Here is a 17,129-nt window from a genome sequence, read left to right on the forward strand (position 1 = left end):
CAAGAATGGTCTTACACGCTAGACACAACAGCCCCCACTAATAAGGTGGAAAGTTTGACCTTTAGCAAGGATACCGGCAGTTCGACGACTGATCTGATTACCAACCAAGAATCTCAAACAGTGACTGGCACTTTAATCAATGCATTAGCTGAGGGTGAGTCATTGTGGATTTTGCAAAACGAGACTTCTTTTTGGGTCGATGCAAGCGGAGCTGTAGATGGCAAAGCAGTGAATTTAGGCGAGTTACAGTTAGAGTCCGGCACTCATACCGTGAAAGCTCAAGTGCGAGATACCGCGGGTAACGTCAGTAAAGAGCAAGAATGGACTTACACGCTAGACACAACAGACCCAACAGCGGCGGAGGAAAACCCAATTATTGTAGATATTTCCAACGGCGCTGGAACAGGAACGTTAGATGCTGGCGATACGGTGACAATCTCCTTTAGTGAAGCGGTTAAGGTGGGCGACCTATTTTCGTCCGAGGCAGATCTTAGTCAGTTCGCGCTTACAAACAGTCATACTTGGGGCGTAGGCGCAACGGTCAAGGCCGTAGACGCGACGGATGATGGCTATGCGGCCTCATACACAATCACGCTTGGCACTGGGGCGACTGTTAAATACGGAGACGCTGTTACCACCGCGGCGGGGGCCACGGAGGACCGAGCCGGAAACGAAAACACGGATAATGTTCAGGTCCTGTATGACCCGACTGTGGTGGTGTTCAATCTTACATCAGGGGAGTCAAGTGATCACAGCGGCAGAGTATTTGATGCGAATACGTCGTACACGATTTATTTGGTCGTTGATAGTGTTGCGACGGGATCTAGCACCCTGGCGACAGGGTCGCGGTGGGGGGGGTGGGGTTCGATCGGCAGGGACGATATGGTCGTATTGGTTGGCAGCGATGGGGCCGTCAAGGGCAAGTACAATAACGACGTGACCAATGTTTGGGCGAACTCGTACGGAGTTTACTGGCAGTCAGCGCGCGCGCGTGTGGTTGCATTTTCTAAGAGTGGATTGGAGAAGCGAGGGGTGGGGTCAACGGCGTCAAACGTGCGTTTAGCAGAGGTTGGTCAGAGTGCCTGGGCCAGCGTGCCGAACCAGGAGCGAGGTGCTAATTTTTCCGAAAATTATAAGACCGCCTTACCCACGTCAATCGCCAATTCGCAGCCGATGTCATAGTCGCTTATCTTTATTGGCAGCGTCGTTGTCAATCCGCTTTGCAGCCAGCGCTGCCAGCGGATTCGGTACTTTGCCACTCGGCGTTCTATTGCATCAGGTGGTTGCTTAGAACGCCTTGCTTGCTCATAAAGCCGGCGAAGTGTGTTGCTTGAAGCCAAAGGCATCAAAAAATTGATTGAGTGCTTTAACCGCTCGCCGGCATTGCCAACGAGTGGAGCACAGTATTAAAAAATCATCCATGTAACGGGTGTAGCGCAGGCGTTTTTGTTTGCCGAAGTAGTGGTCTACTTCGTATAACTGAAATCCCGCCATCAGAGGACTGAGTGGGCAGCCACGACTAATACCTTTGGTTGGGGTGTGGAAGTTACCCCCGTTTTCTACACTGTAATGAAGGTATTGGCTCATTAGGTTGAGGATGATGGGGCAATGGATGTGTTGGGCAAGTTGGTCTATTAATGGCCGCTTTTGAATGTTGGCATAATAGCCCTTGATATCGGTACGGATGACATAGCCGTATTGACCACTGTTGATCCGGTCATGGGTGGTTTGGACTGATTGCTTCGCACCACCGTGGCCCTTGAAATGGGTACAGAGTTTGTGACAGGGCAAGATATCTTGCAAAGTGAGGGTGAGCATTTTTAACACTAGCGCATCTCTACTCGACCAGACAGCGACTTGTGAACCGTCGGCTTTATTTATCAATTGTAGGGCTGAAAATAGATATTTTTTATCGACAATTTGTTGTTTTATTTGTGTTATTTCTTTACGCCAATGAAAGCGAAAATGCCAAATGTCAGCATTGGGCGGGTGGTGTTTTCGGGTTTGGCAGAGCCATTGGTAAGCTCGTGCGATGGTGTCGGGGTGGAGGAGTGTGTTAAGCATTACCGTCCTTTAGTCAGAGCGGTTATGTTGTATGACATGGCCTTGTATTTGTTAATCAAAATTGTATAGCCTTTTTATGATAGAAGATATTTCCGTATTGCGCCGCTGTGTCGAGCGTCAAACCTTTGATTTGTTAAAAACGGCTTGTTTGGCGTTGTTAGAAAAAGACGCTGACGATAGGGCGGCACGGGTGTTGCTGAGCTTGGCTTATGCCCATTTGGGCGAACGTGATGCCTTGACGAACAGCATGACCTTGGTAGAAGCGCAAACCGCGCATTATGATCAGGATGTGTTGTGTGATTTGGCGGCTGTGTATATTGCTTGTCATCAAATAGATAAGGCGCGTTCGCTGTTAGAAAAACTGGTGGCGGATGCCCCAGAGCATGATTTGGCGTTGGCGCGTTTGGCTTGGTGCTGCATGGCACAAGGTGACGCTGAAGAGGCGCTGGCTTTGTTCGAGCGTTCTGTGCGTTTGTCGCCGGGGCGTATGACGGTGCACCTGAACCGTTTGCAATTGGTTTTGTCCTTGCTTAAAGAAGCAGCAATCGATGAACTGATCGCGCAGGCGTTTGTTTGTTTGCAGGCTCAGCAAGATGAATTGTCCGATACTGTGTTCGAAGTCTATGAAACGCGGCTTTATCGTTTGCAATTACAATGGTGGGTGAGCAGCGAACAATACGCCGCCGCGGAGCAATGGCTAACCTCATCAAAAGATTCCGCAGACGATCAGCACGGTTTTGACGAAGAAAAGGCGGTTTTTTGGGGCAAAGAATACGCGACCTTGTTGGCCGAGCATGACCAGCATGGCATCGCCGAATCCTATTTAAAAGATGTATTAAAAAACCTTCCAGATAATGTGGCGTTGTTATTGGCTTTATCTGAATTGGCTCAGGTACAGGGCTTGACCATGCCGGCGATTGCTTATCTTCGTCGTGCGATTGCGCAAGATAAAGACAACAGTGCGTTGTGGGTGAATTTGTCCAGTGCCTGTTTGCATTCGTTAGATTCTCAGGCGCGCCATGCGGCGGAAAAGGCTGTGACATTGGCCGACGCCATGGTAGTGGGTGCGGAACACAGTGCCGAGAAGATCGAGTTGTGTCGACTGCAAGCAAAGAATGCCTTGGCCTTGGTGGAATCGGATGCACAGGCGTTTGATAAAGCGGAGGCGTTATTTTGTGAAGTATTGGCCGAGCGGCCGTATTTCTTGCCGGCTTTGTCTGGCTTGGGTCAGCAACGGATGCAACAAGGTCAGATCGATGCGGCGGTTGAATTATTTGAAAAAATCAAAGAGGTGGACCCAACCAAGGGCTACAGCGCCTTAATCAATGCGCGCCGTTTTCCTGACGATGTGGAAACACTAGAGAAGCTGGAAAAAGCCGCTAAGTTGCCAAGCATGGAAGGTTCCATGCGCTCCAGCTTGTTATTTCAACTCGCGGCCGCGTGGGAAAAGCGCAAAGATTACCACAAGGCGTTTGAGATGGCCGAACAGGCGAATGCCGCGAGTTTGCGTTTTTTGAAATACGACCCGAAAGATCACCGTAACCGTTGTGCACGTATGCGTTATGCGTTTTCGGCTTCCTTGTATGAACACAGGGCGGACTGCGGTGTGGCGTCGACTTTGCCGGTGTTTGTTTTAGGTATGCCGCGTTCAGGCACCACCTTGGTGGAACAGATTATCGCTGGGCACAGTGATATTTTTGGTGCCGGTGAATTGGGGGTGATTCCTAACGTGATACAAGGCTTAAATCGTTGGGAGCGTCATGTGGGTTCTGGACGTGAATTTCCCGATTGTATTGATGACATGGATGCGTATGTTTGCCAAGGTGTGGCTAATAACGTGCTTAAAGAGCTGCAAGCTTATGCGCCTGAGGCGAAGCATATTGTCGATAAATTACCGCATAATTTTGAAAATGTGGGCTTGATCAAGTTTCTTTTCCCTAACGCTCGTATCATTTCGGTTCGTCGTGATCCTCGCGATATTGCCCTGTCGAATTATTTTACCGATTACCAAGCCAAGCATTGCGGCATGGGCTTTGCCTACGACATGACCAATATTGGTGAGCAGTTGGCGGATCATAATTTGATGATGCATCACTGGAATCAGGTATTTCCCAACCAAATTTTAGAAATTCGCTACGAAGATGTGGTGGAAGATTTGGAAGGTTCAGCGCGCAAAATGTTGGATTACATTGGCGTGGAATGGCAGCCCGAGGTATTGAAATTTAATGAGTTAGAGCGCTCGGTAAAAACTGCCAGCGTCTGGCAGGTGCGTCAGCCTTTGTATAAAACGTCCAAGGCAAAATGGGTGAATTACCAAGATAAGTTAGCGCCTTTGATTAAGGGTACAAACGCACCGATTGAGTTTGACCCTATTGAGATGCTGACCTTGCCTGAGCCGGGTTTTCTGACGTCTGGTGTGGCGCATTTTCATAAAGATGAACTGGATGAGGCGGAAACTTGTTTTAAAAAAATGCTGCATCATAACCCGAATCATGCGGCTTGCCAGTATATTACAGGCTTGGTGTATTTCAGGAAAAACCACATGGCAGAAGGTATCAAGCTGGTTGAATCGGCATTGGAAACCTTGCCATGGCAAAAAGAGTGGCGTGATAATTTGATTAAGGCGTATGAACTAACTGGCCAAACGGACAAGGCGGTGGCGTTAACGCAGAAAGGCACAGGTGAAAGGTCAGCATCGGCTGCGGAGCCTATGTTGGAGACGAATAACGTCACCGATGATGTGGAAGACGAGGATTTATTTCCTCTGGTGGGTTCCGAGCAATATTTTTAATTTTAAAGGCTTTTGTATGCGCGCGTTATTAGCCCCTTTGTGGGCTCGGTCAGATTTGAATCTTTATATGGTGCTGAGCAGTTTGGTGATCCATATTTTGGGCTTAACTTCGACGGTGTTTGTGATGTTGGTTTATGGCCGATATTTGTCTCATGGTGTGGACAGTACGTTGTACACCCTGACCACGGGGGCCTTGGTGGGTATCTGCGTGGAAATGTTTCTGCGTCGTGCGCGGTTTAAAATTGCGTCTTCTTTGTGTGCGGTGGAATCGCGTAAGTTGTCTGAAAAGGTCAGTCATACTTTGCTGAATGCGCGCAGTGGTGCGTTGCAGTCGCATCTTAATTCGGCAGCAGACGGCGGCACGACAACCTGGTTGGAGCGAATCGGTCAGGCGGTTAGCCCGCAGCCAGTATTGGCCTTGTTGGACATGCCTTTTGCTTTGTTGTTGCTGGCGGTGTTGTTTGCTTTGGCTTGGCAGTTAGCCTTGTGTGTGTTGTTAGTTGTGGTGGTGTTGTTAGTGATGTTGGGCATGAGTGCCCATCGCATGAAATCTATTACCTCGGATCATCAAACTAATCAGGGTAAATACAATGTGTTGTTAAAAAATGCCGAGCTGACGGAAGCGGTGCGTATTAATAACGCTCAAGACTGGTTGGCAGAACGTGTGGCGGACGGCAGTGGCGAGAGCCGATTGTCGCGACATAATCTACAGCTGCAACAAGAAAAAATGCAAAGTCAGGTGCGTAATGCGACGGTTTTTATGTCGGTGCTTGTTATCTCTGTGGGGGCAGCGTTGTCGGTTCACGGGGAGTTGAACTTTGGTGTGTTGATCGGTGCAAATATTTTATCGGCGCGTTTGATTATGTTGATTAGTCAGCCGATTCAGCAAATGCCGATGTGGTTAAACGCGGTGCGTGCTTTTGATAGCGTAAATGAATTTATTGCCTTGCCGGAAGAAACGCAAAAAGGCACTAAACTGCCAAGTTTTAAAGGCAAGGTGAGTGTTAAGCAGGCGATGTTTGCTTATCCAAATTCGCCTTTGATGGTGTACGAGAATCTGAATTTTGAGCTAGAGGCAGGTGAAACCCTAACGGTGACAGGCAGTAACGGTAAGGGCAAAACCACCTTAGCACGTATGTTAACCGGTTTGGTTCAACCCTTGCGTGGCAGTATTGCCATTGATGGTGTGGAGCTGCGCCAAGTGAATGCCCATTGGTGGCGAGAGCAGTTGGTTTATTTACCACAGGATCCAGATCTGTTGCCTGGAACCTTGCGAGAGAATATGACGTTAATGAATGCGTCGCTGGAAGATGTGCAAATTGCTGAGATGATTCGTAAAGTCGGCTTGGGAGAATGGTTGGATCAACACCCTGATGGTTTGGACATGGAGATCCAAATGCGTGGCCGAAATTTGGCGTTGGGGATTCGTCGTCGTATTGCTTTTGCGCGTGCGTTGCTTTCTCAGGGCCAGTTGGTGGTGATTGATGAGCCATTAGAAGGTTTGGATAAAGCGGGCATTACCATGATGCAAAAAGTCTTGGCCGAGTTGGCAAAAGAGAAACGTACTTTGATTATTATTTCGCAGTTTATGCAGCCGTTAAAAGCGGGTGCTAAATTTATTAATTTGGATGAAAGCCATGCTATGCAAGTAGCGGCGGTTCGCCCAAGCCCTGCTCCGGTCGTTGAGAAGGAGTTGTTTGCATGAGTCAGGAAAACAAATCCGCGTACGAATCGTTAGAGCAGGTGAGTAAAACTCAGCGCAGTTTATTGGTTATTTTGATTGCTGGTTTTATTGGTTTTTTTGTTTGGGCTGCCGTGAGTCCGCTAGATGTGGTAAGTATGGCGAACGGCTCGGTTGAGCCGGTGAATAAAGTACAAACGATCCAGCATTTAGAAGGTGGTATTGTTCGCAAAATCTTGGTTCAGGAAGGCCAACATGTAGTGAAAGGTGAAGCCTTGGTGGAGTTGGAAACGACGAACAGTGGTTCTTCTTATGGTGAAATGTTGTCACGTGTTAATTCATTAACGGCGGATAAAGTTCGCTTGCAAGCAGAAGTGCAGGGTACGGGTAAATTAGTGTTTGATGAAACGTTTGCTCAGGCGAATCCACAATCGGTAAAACGCAGTGAAGCCTTGTTTTATGCTCGTCGGAGTCAATTAAATAGTGCTTTGCAGGCGCAGCAAGAAGAGATGAATGTGCGTCAGCAAGCGATTAAAGAGATAGCGACGCGTATTCAATTTAGTGAAGAGCGGTTGAAGCTGGTGAAGGAGCAAAATGCCATAGAGAAGGAGCTATTGAGTAATGCTCTGAGTAATCGTTATGACCATATAAACAGCTTGAAAGAGCTTAATAAACTCGAGAGCGATATTGCGGAAGGCAAAGCAAGCTTGGCAAAATCTAAAGCGTCTTTTGCGCAAGCTCAAAGCAATTTAAAGTCCATTCAGGACAAATACAATGAAGAAGTGAACGCGTCTTTGTCTGATGCGCGTTCTCAGTTAGATGAAGGGACTCAACGTCTTAAGAAATTTAAAGACAGCTTAGAAAGAACAGTATTGCGTGCGCCGATGGATGGCATTATTAAAAATCGTTATGTGGTGACCGAAGGCGGTGTAGTTGCACCGGGCGGCACGGTAATCGATATGGTGCCGGGTAAAGATGGTTTGGTGGTTGAGGCTAAATTGCCGCCGCAAGATGTTGGTCATATTCAACAAGGTCAAGAAGCGTTTATTCAGTTGGCTTCTGGCGAAGCGAGCCATTATGGACGTTTGATGGGCACGGTTGCGTCAATCAGTCCAGATACTATTACCACGGAAGAGGGTGATGTGTATTACGTTGTGCGGTTGATTCTCGATCAGGACTTTTTTATTAAAGGATCTAATCGCTACAAGTTATCGCCTGGTGTTTTAGTTACCGCAGGGATTGTCACAGGTCAGCGCAGTGTACTGGAGTACATTTTGTCGCCGTTTTTGCAATCTTTGCCGTTTTCTTTGTCTGAACGTTAGGTAGCACGATGACAACGAGTGCTGTGGTGTGGCAAGAGACAATCATTATACAAGGTGATAGGGCGGCTCAAAAAGCACAATCCCCTTGTGTTATCTGGTTTACAGGTTTAAGTGGTGCGGGTAAATCGACTTTAGCCAATGCGTTAGAGGCGGCTTTGTTTGAACGTGGCAAGCACAGTTATTTATTGGATGGTGACAATCTTCGTCATGGTTTGAATCAGGATTTGGGTTTTTCTGAAGCCGATCGCACAGAGAATATTCGTCGTGTTGGAGAAGTGGCTAAATTATTCGTTGATGCTGGGTTAATTGTGCTGGCGGCATTTATTTCGCCTTTTCAAATGGATCGAGCGTCGATTAAAGACTTGATTGGTGATGACCACGTTGTTGAAGTGTACCTTGATACACCGTTAAGTATCTGTGAAAAACGTGATCCTAAAGGGATGTATCGAAAAGCAAGAAATGGAGAAATAACGGGCTTTACTGGCATTGATTCTCCTTACGAAGCACCAGAGTCCGCGGATATAGTGATTAACACTGGAGCTGTGTCTATTGCCGATAGTGTCGCGATCATTTTGGCGTATTTGGATAGGCATTCATTTACTTAATTTGTGATCAGACGATTTTAAGAAAGGGTAAGTTTTTCGGAACTTACCCTTTTTTTGCTCTAAAAAAAGCACTTCATTTTCTTAAAGTCGCCATTATGGTTGCCAATAAAATGCAGGCACCACCTATCATTTGTATTGTATTGAGTGATTCTCCTAACCAGTAGTAAGCAAAAATCGCCCCGAAGGCAGGTTCTGAGCCAGTGAGCAAGGAAACCCGTGATGGTGTAGTGTGTTTAACGCCGAAGTTCTGTGCAAATAAGGCAAAAATGGTGCAGAAAATAGCGAGGTAAAAAGCTGATATCCAAAAAGAAAGATCTGTTGGGAATAATTGCTCAATAGGATTATCGGTTGCAATAAAAATGAATAATGCGCCAAGGGTAACTACGTTGGCTTGAATGCTTGTGGTGCTAAGCGCCGATAACGTTTTTCCTTTCAGTACGTTTTTCGTTGTCACTATCATGCAGGCTCGCAAAAAAGCGGCTAACAAGATTGAGTAGTCTCCTTTATTCATGTCTAAAGATAGAAGGTCTAAAGACAAAAATTCAAAGGACAATGCGTCAACTGTTTGCTGGCCGCTGCTTTGTGTTGTCAGTAGAAAAACACCGAATAACGACAGTAAAGCAAATAAAATGATTTGTTTACTAGGCAATTTACGGTCTGTAATGGCTTCTACAAATGGGGTGATCAGCACACATAAACTGATTAAAAAAGCGGCTTTAGATGCTGTGGTATGGAATATGCCATAGATTTCTGCAAGGAAAATACACAGTAAAATGCCACCTGTTGGAACGGCAAATTTCCAGTCTTTTGCTAATCCCATGCGCTGCTCTTTGATAAAAATAGGGGCGAGCAAAATAGATGTTAATCCAAAGCGGATCACGATAAAGGCAAGTACGCCCGTATAGAGTAGCGCTTCTTTAGTAATGCCATAGCTGGTCCCCCAGAAAAAAGCAGTTAGCAGTAATGCTATTTCTGGGAGAGGTAGTTGAATTCGTCGAAATGGGAATTGGATGTTAGACGTTAGCATGATGATCTCGGAACCTTTATAAAGAAAAATATGCTAACTTGTGTTTGGATAAATAATAATTAGCAGATTAATCAAAAGACTTGTGACTCATGGACATAAATAAACTCATTGCATTGTTACCTGATATGGCTGCGTTTGTTGCGGTGGTTGAAACTGGTAGTTTTACCAAGGCAGCTTTGAAGCTTGGCGTGACGCCTTCAGGTGTTAGTCGGCAAGTATTACGTATGGAAACGGCTTTATCGGCGGTATTGATAGAACGTACTACTCGACGCCAAACCACAACCTTGGTTGGTATGGCGGTTTATGAGCAATGTCGACAAATGTTAGACAGTGCAAAAGAAGCCGTCATCGCATCTGAAAATAACGCCACAGAAGCAACAGGACGTTTACGAATAGCCGCTCCTAAAGCCTTTGCTAAGCAGGTGCTGGAGCCGTATTTGTTAGAGTTTATGGCTTTGTATCCAGGGATTTCGTTGCAAGTTCAAGTAACTGATTTGCGTATAGATCCTGCTTATCAAAATGTGGATTTAGTATTCCATGTGGCGGATCAGCCGTATGAGCATTTGGTGTGTAAAACCATAGGAAGTGTTCGCTCTATTCTTTGTGCCAGTCCAGCTTATTTGGCAGAACGTGGCTTGCCTATATTACCTGGTGATTTATTAGAGCATGATTGTTTGCCGCTGGGCTTTTTTGATGGTGATAACCTTTGGTCATTTAGTCAAGGTGAGCAAAAGCTAGATATTAAAGTTTATGGGCGTTACATCAATAACCATTCTGAGATGCGTTTGAAAGGCGTTAAGCAAGGCTTTGGTATTGGCAAATTTCCTGATTTTGTTGTTCGAGAATCTCTCGATAAAGGGGAGGTGGTACAGGTATTGGGAGACTGGCAATTAAACAGTGATTTTCAAGGCGGTATTCATATGCAGTTTCCTGCTATGCGCTTTATGCCCAATAAAATGCGCGTGTTTATCGATTTTATGGTGGAGCATTTTGTAGCAAATAAGACCTAGTTATAACAAAAGTGTAACAAGTAAGGTAAATACTTAGATCGTGAATTCCTAAGGAATGGGATTGTTTTTTTTCACCTTTTTTATACGTTTTTATGAATAAAATTGTGTGCTTATCTTTCTATTTTTTACATAAAACTTGGGGTTGGTATGGTACCTTTTTTATCCGTTGTATTACCTGCAAAAAATGAGCAGGGGAATATAGGGTTATTAATTAAAGAAATACATAAAAGCCTTTCTCCTGAGTACGCATTTGAAGTGGTACTGACTGATGATGGAAGTGATGACGGTACTGCTCAGGTCGCTATTGATACCGCCAAAGAAATTGGTTGCAATCTACAAGTGATTTATCACGCTAACAGTTGTGGTCAAAGTACAGCTGTCTTATCCGCTGTTCGCCATGCTAAAGGCGAGTGGATTATCACCTCAGACGCTGATGGTCAGAATGACCCGAATGATTATGCTAAATTAATTCAACAAGCATCTTTATTAAGCAGAGAGCATTTTTGCGTAGCAGGTTATCGTAAAAAACGTCTTGATACAGCTTGGGTGCGTTTTCAATCCCGAGTTGCTAATAATATTCGTCAAAAATTACTCAATGATGGCGTGCCTGATTCTGGTTGTGGTTTGAAATTATTTCCGAAAAATACTTTTTTAGCTCTTCCGTATTTTGATCATATGCATCGTTTCTTACCAGCTTTAATTAAACGTATCGATGGCGAAATTGTAGTTTGCCAAGTAAACCACAGAGATCGAAACGCAGGTGTTTCTAACTATAATGCTTGGAACCGTGCCTGGGTTGGGATTATCGATATTGTTGGGGTGATCTGGTTGAACAAACGCGCGAAGCATCCTGTTATTGCTAAGATCTATTCGAGTCAGGATTAATTCATGAAATGGGTTAAATGGCTGCTGCTTGTTATATTCGTTGTGTTACTTATTTCGGGCGTGCTTAACCCTGTTTTAGCCCATCTATCGGATAAAAATTGGTTGACTGGCTATTTGTTACAATATGGCTGGATAGGGCATTTTTCCATTGCTTTAGCGGCACTGATTTTTGTTGGCATTGGTGGTCCACGCCAAGCGATATCTTTTATATTTGGTTATTTGTATGGCGCTGTTGTAGGCGTTGCCGTGGCGATTGCTATTTGTTCATTAGCCGCGTTGGCAAATTATATGGCTGCTAGAATGGTATTTGCTCATACTCTTGCACATCATTTTCCAGTTCGTATGCATAAGTTTAATCAGTTTGCCAGCCGTGCTCCTTTCATGAAAATTCTTACTCTAAGGCTGCTACCTGTTGGCAGTAATTTAGTGACCAACTTGTTATCTGGCAGTGTTGGTGTGCCTTTGCCTGCATTTTTGTGCGCTAGTGTGTTGGGGTATTTTCCACAAACGCTTGTGTTTGCTTTGATTGGTGGTGGTATTGGCTCTGCTAATCACGCGATGATTTACCTTAGTATTGGATTGTCTCTTTTAAGCTTTGTTTTGACTGCTCTCATTTATCGAGATCATTTGAAGCATAAACTCTCAAAACTTAATTTGGAAAATAACGCATGATGTCTACAACACCGATAGATAGTATGGATTATAAGCGTACCTTCTGGCTGATTTTTTTAGTGGCTGCTGTAGTTATTTTAGCGGGTATTGGACTTCGTGATCCTTGGCCTGCCGATGAGCCTCGTTTCGTTGAGGTGGCCAGAGAAATGGTGAATTCTGGAAACTGGTTTTTCCCTATGCGTGGCGGTGAATTATACCCAGATAAGCCACCTGTTTTTATGTGGTTGCTGGCGTCTTTATATTGGCTGACAGGAAGTTTGAAAGCGACTTTTTTAATTCCTAATGCTGTGGCGAGTTTGGTTGCTTTGTTTTGTACATTTGATATTGCTGCAAAACTTTGGAATGTCAAAACAGCACGTAATGCCTGCTTAATGTTGCTTATTGCACCGCAATTTATTATTCAATCAAAATCTGCTCAGATAGATGCCACAGTCGCCTGTTGGATCACGATTGCCATGTATGGGCTGTTACGTCATTTTTTCTACCAAGCCAGCTTTAAATGGTATGTCGCCAGCTGGGCTTTTATGGGATTGGGTATTATTACGAAAGGGGTTGGTTTTCTACCACTGCTGTTCTTGTTGCCTGTACTGTTTTTGCATTTTAGTGGCAAGTATCGATTCAAAAAAACGCAAGTAAACTGGACTTTGTGGTTAGGGCCGTTGGCCATGTTATTGGTCCTTGCTGCTTGGTTGCTACCTATGTTGTATATTGCTGAGCACAGTAATAATCCTGACTTTATGGCTTATCGTGACAATATCTTATTTAAGCAAACGGGTGAGCGCTACGCGGATTCTTGGGGGCATATTAACCCTTGGTATTATTTTTTGGTCAGCGTGATTCCTGCTTTGTGGTTTCCTCTTTATAGTTTTTTGTTTACGAAAGCCTTTTGGCGCGATGTTAAAGTCTCTCCGGTGATGTTTAGTGTCTTGGTTTGGGTTGCACTGCTGGTGTTATTTTTTAGCATTAGCCCTGGAAAACGAGGCCTATATATCTTACCGGCTTTGCCTATGCTAGCTCTAATTATGGGGGCTCATTTTACTAATATCGGCTTGACGGTTTGGTTTAGGCGCGTATTGCAGGTGGGCTTTGTTGCTTTTGGTATGCTGTTTTTTACTGCTGCAGTACTTTGCTTTACTAAATCACATGCAATTACCAAAGAAATTGGTGAGCATACTTTACCATTTGGTATTTTGTTTTTGGTCATGTCTTTGTGTTGGTTTGCTATCTTGTTATGGAAGCGTAATAAGGTCGATCTAAACATCTATTGGGCCGCTTTTGCTATTACTTGGGTGTTATATAGTACCGCTGGCTACACATTATTTAACCCTGAAAGAACCCCTGCAAAGGGAATAATGGCTGAAGCAGCGCGAGATATTGGCCCTGATGGTGAGCTTGGTATGACTCGTTTTAAAGAGCAGTTTTTGCTTTTTTCTCCCATTTCTTTAATTCATTTTAGTTATCTTAGTAGTACTCAAGAGCAAGATAAAAATGCTTGGTTGTGGATGAGTGAGAAGCCTAATCGTTATGTGATGACAGCTAAAGATAATTCAATTGAATGCTTTGATTTAAGCAAAGCTAAAGAGCTAGATCGAGCTCATAGCAAAGAATGGATTTTGCTTGATGAAAGTGCCATGACGCCCACGTGTGAAAAGCCAAAGACAGTTAAACGTTATTCCTTACCATTAAAGGCTTTGTACGAGTAGTTTTCTTATTGTCAATTAAATGATGTTTTGAATGTTGTAATCTGAAAGAAAGGCTCAGTTTATTTATTTGACTGGGCCTTTTTTGTCAGGTTAGTTCTTCATTTCTTATGGTTAGTACTTCATAACCTGTCGAAGTCACTAGGATGGTGTGTTCCCATTGAGCGGACAGTTTTTTATCAGCGGTTACTACGGTCCAGCCGTCTTTTTTAGTCTTGGTTTTGGCCTTGCCTTGGTTGATCATTGGCTCAATAGTGAAGGTCATCCCTTCCTCCAATGTCATCCCTGTTCCTGCTTTACCGTAATGTAGTACTTGCGGTTCTTCGTGCATTTCGCGGCCAATGCCGTGACCACAATATTCTTTTACCACCGAATAGCCTTTGCTTTCTGCTAAGGTTTGAATCGCGGCTCCTATGTCGCCTAAAGTTGCGCCAGGTTTTACTTTTTTGATCCCAGCCCACATCGCTTCATAGGTGGTTTTGACTAATCGTTTGGCAATAGGGTTCGCCTCGCTCATGACATACATTTTGCTGGAATCGGCGATAAAGCCGTTCTTTTCTAGGGTGATGTCTAGATTGATGATGTCTTTTGCTTTGAGTTTTTGGTTGTCGCTTGGAACGCCATGGCAAACCACCTCGTTGATAGAGGAGTTGAGGGCAAATTCATAGCCATATTGACCTAGACTCGCAGGTCTGGCATTGAGTTCATGACGAATGAAGTCTTCAACTTTGTTGTTAATCTCTAAGGTCGAAACGCCTTCTTTTACAAAATCATCAAGCATATGAAATACGCGGGCTAATAACTTTCCAGACTCGCGCATGAATTTGATTTCAGCTGGGGTTTTGATGTGTACTTGCATGTTACTTGACGGCTTTCAATGGCGTTTCTGTATTTGCATTAGCCAGTTCATTGGCGATCAATTCAGAAAAAGTGAGGCTGGGATTAAGCTCGGCTAAGCGTCCCATTTTTATCCAGAATTCTGCTTGCGCATTGATAGAGCGAGACATGACATGGCAGCTTTTGCGGATGTCGTCGTGAAGTTCGTCGGAGATTTTAATAATACCCATGAGATATGATCCATATATAAAGTGTATATGGATCATATATTCAGGGGTGTGGCTTTTCAAGTGCTATTTATTGATTAGCTTTTAGTGGAACAAGTCTTTTATCAACTTAATGCCTGCTTCTTGACCACCTTTGTTATATGCATCCAATAATGCTGAACCAAGGATTGCGATGTCAGCTTTGCCGATCAGTTGCTCTATTTGAGCGCGTTCGCGTAAACCAAAACCGACGCCCATTGGTGCGCTAGCATACTGTTTAATTTGCGCCAAATAATCATCAAGTGATGTTTGCTTGGCTTTGCCTTCATGGCTTTTGTTTTCATGGACAGAATGACCCGTAACACCAGAACGAGCGACGCAATATAAGAAACCGCTTGCTTGGCCTGCCAGCATCGCTAAACGATCTGGTGGCGTCACTGGAGTCACCAACCAAACTGGATCGATGTTATTAGCCTTACAAGCTGCTTGATAGGTCGCTGCTTGTTCAATCGGCAGATCTGGAAGAATTAAACCTAGAATATTTTCTTCTGCTGCACGTTTAGCGAGCTTGTCTAAACCAAAGCGATACATTGGATTTAGGTAGCTCATCAACACAATGCGGCTGTCAGGAAAGTTTTTAGCTATTTTGCCTAACTGAGATAAACAGGTTTCCACGTCCAGCTTTTGCTCTAATGCTTTATGACAAGCAGCAACTATACTTGGGCCGTCGGCGACAGGATCGGAAAAAGGAAATTGTACTTCGATAAAATCGACGCCTTCCTGCATTAATCTTTCCATCCAACTCAAACTTTCCTCAACACTTGGGTAGCCGTAAACCACATGCGTCATCGACAAAATAGGTTTTTGTTGGCGCTTTTTTTCAATAAAGGTCGCTAATTGGCTCATGCGTTTTGCTCCTTGTGGTCAGCGTGGTTAGTTGGATAAGAAGCAAGGTAATCGGTTAAAAACTGCGGGAAGGTTTCGTCTTGCACCGCTTTTGCCACGTTAAAGATGTCTTTGTCGCCTCGACCAGAAAGATTGATAACGATCTTCGAGTTTTTAGGTAAGTTCGGTGCATCTTTAAAAGCGCCCGCTAGTGCATGAGAAGATTCAAGTGCTGGAATGATACCTTCTTTTTTTAGTAACAAAGTACAAGCGGCAATTACTTCATCGTCCATGGCGTAGGTCATTTTTATGCGACCAATTTCCGCCAAATGGGCGATGATAGGGGATACGCCAACATAGTCTAAACCAGCTGCGATAGAGTGTGTTTCTTGTAATTGTCCCGCGCTATCCTGCAAGAACATAGTAGCAAAGCCTTGTGCGATACCAGGTTGTCCAAGATTGTGAGATAAGCGAATGGAATGCTCGCCAAGCTCCAAACCTTTACCGCCTGCTTCGACGCCGACCATTTCCACTTCTTTATCATCGAGGAAAGGTAGGAACAAACCACAAGCATTTGAACCACCGCCAACACAAGCGTACAAACGGTCTGGAAATTGACCAAATTGAGCGACGCTTTGCTCGCGTACCTCGTTGCCAATCACAGATTGAAAATACGCCACCATTTCAGGGAAGGGCGCGCAACCGCAAGAGGTACCAATTAGGTAATGGCTTTCTTCATGGCTAGAAGACCAGTCACGCAGCGCTTCGTCTAATGCATCTCGTAGCGTTTGTGCGCCAGTGGTAACAGGTACAACCGTAGCGCCAAGTTGTTTCATCCAGAAAACATTTGGGTACTGGCGTTCAATGTCTTTCGCGCCCATGTAAATAGTGCATTCCAGTCCTAAACGCGCTGCAACAAGGGCCGTGGCAATGCCGTGTTGTCCAGCGCCTGTTTCCGCAATCACACGTTTTTTACCCATACGTTTGACTAATAACCCTTGGCCAATAACGTTGTTCATCTTGTGCGCGCCACTGTGGTTTAAATCTTCACGCTTAAGGTAAATTTGTGCGCCGCCAAAGTGTTCGGTTAAATTCGCACAAAAAGTCAGTGGGGTTGGGCGGCCAGAAAACTGCTGCCATTGTTTATTCAGCTCAGCGAGAAACTCTGGGTCGTTTTTGGCTTCTTCGAACGCATGTAAAATTTGCTGTTGGCTCGAATAAAGGATTTCAGGAATATAGCTACCGCCGTATTGCCCGTAGAAACCGTTCTCGCTTTGCATGACTTGCTCCTAAAATTGCTATTTATTTAACTATACCGTTTAGTTAATTTAATGCGATGATAAACGTTCGTCAAGTGTTTTGAATTGTTGATGGGAAATTAAGTTTTAGAGGATAGAGGTTGAGTCTTCAGACAGACGCAAAGCCAAATTGCGTTGTTAGAAAA

The 17,129-nt window shown here is 44.7% G+C and carries 15 protein-coding genes; 9 read left to right on the top strand and 6 right to left on the bottom strand.

Annotation, left to right across the window (positions count from 1 at the left end; all coding sequences use genetic code 11):
- The coding region (locus TY87_RS21370) for an Ig-like domain-containing protein (protein ID WP_232617210.1) at positions 1 to 1,182 on the top strand (1,182 nt) is incomplete at its 5' end.
- A gap of 123 nt (positions 1,183 to 1,305) precedes the next feature.
- Here the strand turns inward: TY87_RS21370 and TY87_RS21375 are convergent.
- The gene (locus tag TY87_RS21375) at positions 1,306 to 2,064 is read right to left on the bottom strand and encodes a reverse transcriptase domain-containing protein (protein ID WP_198432157.1); all 759 of its coding nucleotides are present in this window, start codon (positions 2,062 to 2,064) and stop codon (positions 1,306 to 1,308) included.
- Positions 2,065 to 2,140: 76 nt separating this feature from the next.
- Here TY87_RS21375 and TY87_RS21380 point away from each other — a divergent pair, with 76 nt between their 5' ends.
- From TY87_RS21380 to cysC, 4 genes are read left to right on the top strand one after another with little or no spacing between them, the layout of a single operon-like run.
- A complete protein-coding gene (locus TY87_RS21380; RefSeq protein ID WP_100188603.1) occupies positions 2,141 to 4,855 on the top strand; it encodes a tetratricopeptide repeat-containing sulfotransferase family protein in 2,715 nt (904 codons plus the stop codon).
- Positions 4,856 to 4,871: 16 nt separating this feature from the next.
- Positions 4,872 to 6,560 carry an ATP-binding cassette domain-containing protein gene (locus TY87_RS21385; RefSeq protein ID WP_157789933.1) on the top strand — a complete coding sequence of 563 codons (1,689 nt, stop codon included), beginning with the start codon at positions 4,872 to 4,874 and terminating at the stop codon, positions 6,558 to 6,560.
- Complete coding sequence (locus TY87_RS21390; protein WP_100188605.1) at positions 6,557 to 7,858, top strand: HlyD family type I secretion periplasmic adaptor subunit; 1,302 nt, start codon at positions 6,557 to 6,559, stop codon at positions 7,856 to 7,858. Before TY87_RS21385 ends, TY87_RS21390 begins: the two co-directional genes overlap by 4 nt.
- Positions 7,859 to 7,866: 8 nt before the next feature.
- Complete coding sequence (gene cysC / locus TY87_RS21395; protein ID WP_100188606.1) at positions 7,867 to 8,463, top strand: adenylyl-sulfate kinase; 597 nt, start codon at positions 7,867 to 7,869, stop codon at positions 8,461 to 8,463.
- A 73-nt stretch (positions 8,464 to 8,536) separates the two neighbouring features.
- On the opposite strand, the gene TY87_RS21400 is transcribed toward cysC, so the two are convergent.
- Positions 8,537 to 9,490, bottom strand: a complete 954-nt coding sequence (locus TY87_RS21400; RefSeq protein WP_100188607.1) for a DMT family transporter — start codon at positions 9,488 to 9,490, stop codon at positions 8,537 to 8,539.
- 89 nt (positions 9,491 to 9,579) lie between these two features.
- Here TY87_RS21400 and TY87_RS21405 point away from each other — a divergent pair, with 89 nt between their 5' ends.
- The 4 genes from TY87_RS21405 (at position 9,580) to TY87_RS21420 (ending at position 13,760) form a co-directional block, all read left to right on the top strand.
- Positions 9,580 to 10,500, top strand: a complete 921-nt coding sequence (locus TY87_RS21405) for a LysR family transcriptional regulator (RefSeq protein WP_100188608.1) — start codon at positions 9,580 to 9,582, stop codon at positions 10,498 to 10,500.
- A 147-nt stretch (positions 10,501 to 10,647) separates the two neighbouring features.
- A complete protein-coding gene (locus TY87_RS21410; RefSeq protein WP_100188609.1) occupies positions 10,648 to 11,385 on the top strand; it encodes a glycosyltransferase family 2 protein in 738 nt (245 codons plus the stop codon).
- 3 nt (positions 11,386 to 11,388) lie between these two features.
- On the top strand, positions 11,389 to 12,057 hold the full coding sequence (locus TY87_RS21415; protein ID WP_072837971.1) for a TVP38/TMEM64 family protein: 669 nt from the start codon (positions 11,389 to 11,391) through the stop codon (positions 12,055 to 12,057).
- The gene (locus tag TY87_RS21420; protein WP_100188610.1) at positions 12,054 to 13,760 is read left to right on the top strand and encodes an ArnT family glycosyltransferase; all 1,707 of its coding nucleotides are present in this window, start codon (positions 12,054 to 12,056) and stop codon (positions 13,758 to 13,760) included. Before TY87_RS21415 ends, TY87_RS21420 begins: the two co-directional genes overlap by 4 nt.
- Positions 13,761 to 13,845: 85 nt before the next feature.
- Here TY87_RS21420 and map read toward each other — a convergent pair whose 3' ends face one another.
- The 4 genes from map to trpB all read right to left on the bottom strand — a co-directional run bounded on the left by map (position 13,846) and on the right by trpB (position 16,965).
- The gene (gene map, locus TY87_RS21425) at positions 13,846 to 14,616 is read right to left on the bottom strand and encodes a type I methionyl aminopeptidase (protein ID WP_100188611.1); all 771 of its coding nucleotides are present in this window, start codon (positions 14,614 to 14,616) and stop codon (positions 13,846 to 13,848) included.
- A 1-nt stretch (position 14,617) separates the two neighbouring features.
- Positions 14,618 to 14,824 carry a ParD-like family protein gene (locus tag TY87_RS21430; RefSeq protein WP_100188612.1) on the bottom strand — a complete coding sequence of 69 codons (207 nt, stop codon included), beginning with the start codon at positions 14,822 to 14,824 and terminating at the stop codon, positions 14,618 to 14,620.
- Positions 14,825 to 14,905: 81 nt separating this feature from the next.
- Complete coding sequence (trpA, locus tag TY87_RS21435) at positions 14,906 to 15,706, bottom strand: tryptophan synthase subunit alpha (RefSeq protein ID WP_100188613.1); 801 nt, start codon at positions 15,704 to 15,706, stop codon at positions 14,906 to 14,908.
- The gene (gene trpB / locus TY87_RS21440; RefSeq protein ID WP_100188614.1) at positions 15,703 to 16,965 is read right to left on the bottom strand and encodes a tryptophan synthase subunit beta; all 1,263 of its coding nucleotides are present in this window, start codon (positions 16,963 to 16,965) and stop codon (positions 15,703 to 15,705) included. Before trpB ends, trpA begins: the two co-directional genes overlap by 4 nt.
- Positions 16,966 to 17,129 lie beyond the last annotated feature (164 nt).

The sequence above is a fragment of the Marinomonas sp. BSi20584 genome (assembly GCF_002792415.1).
Lineage (GTDB): Bacteria > Pseudomonadota > Gammaproteobacteria > Pseudomonadales > Marinomonadaceae > Marinomonas > Marinomonas polaris.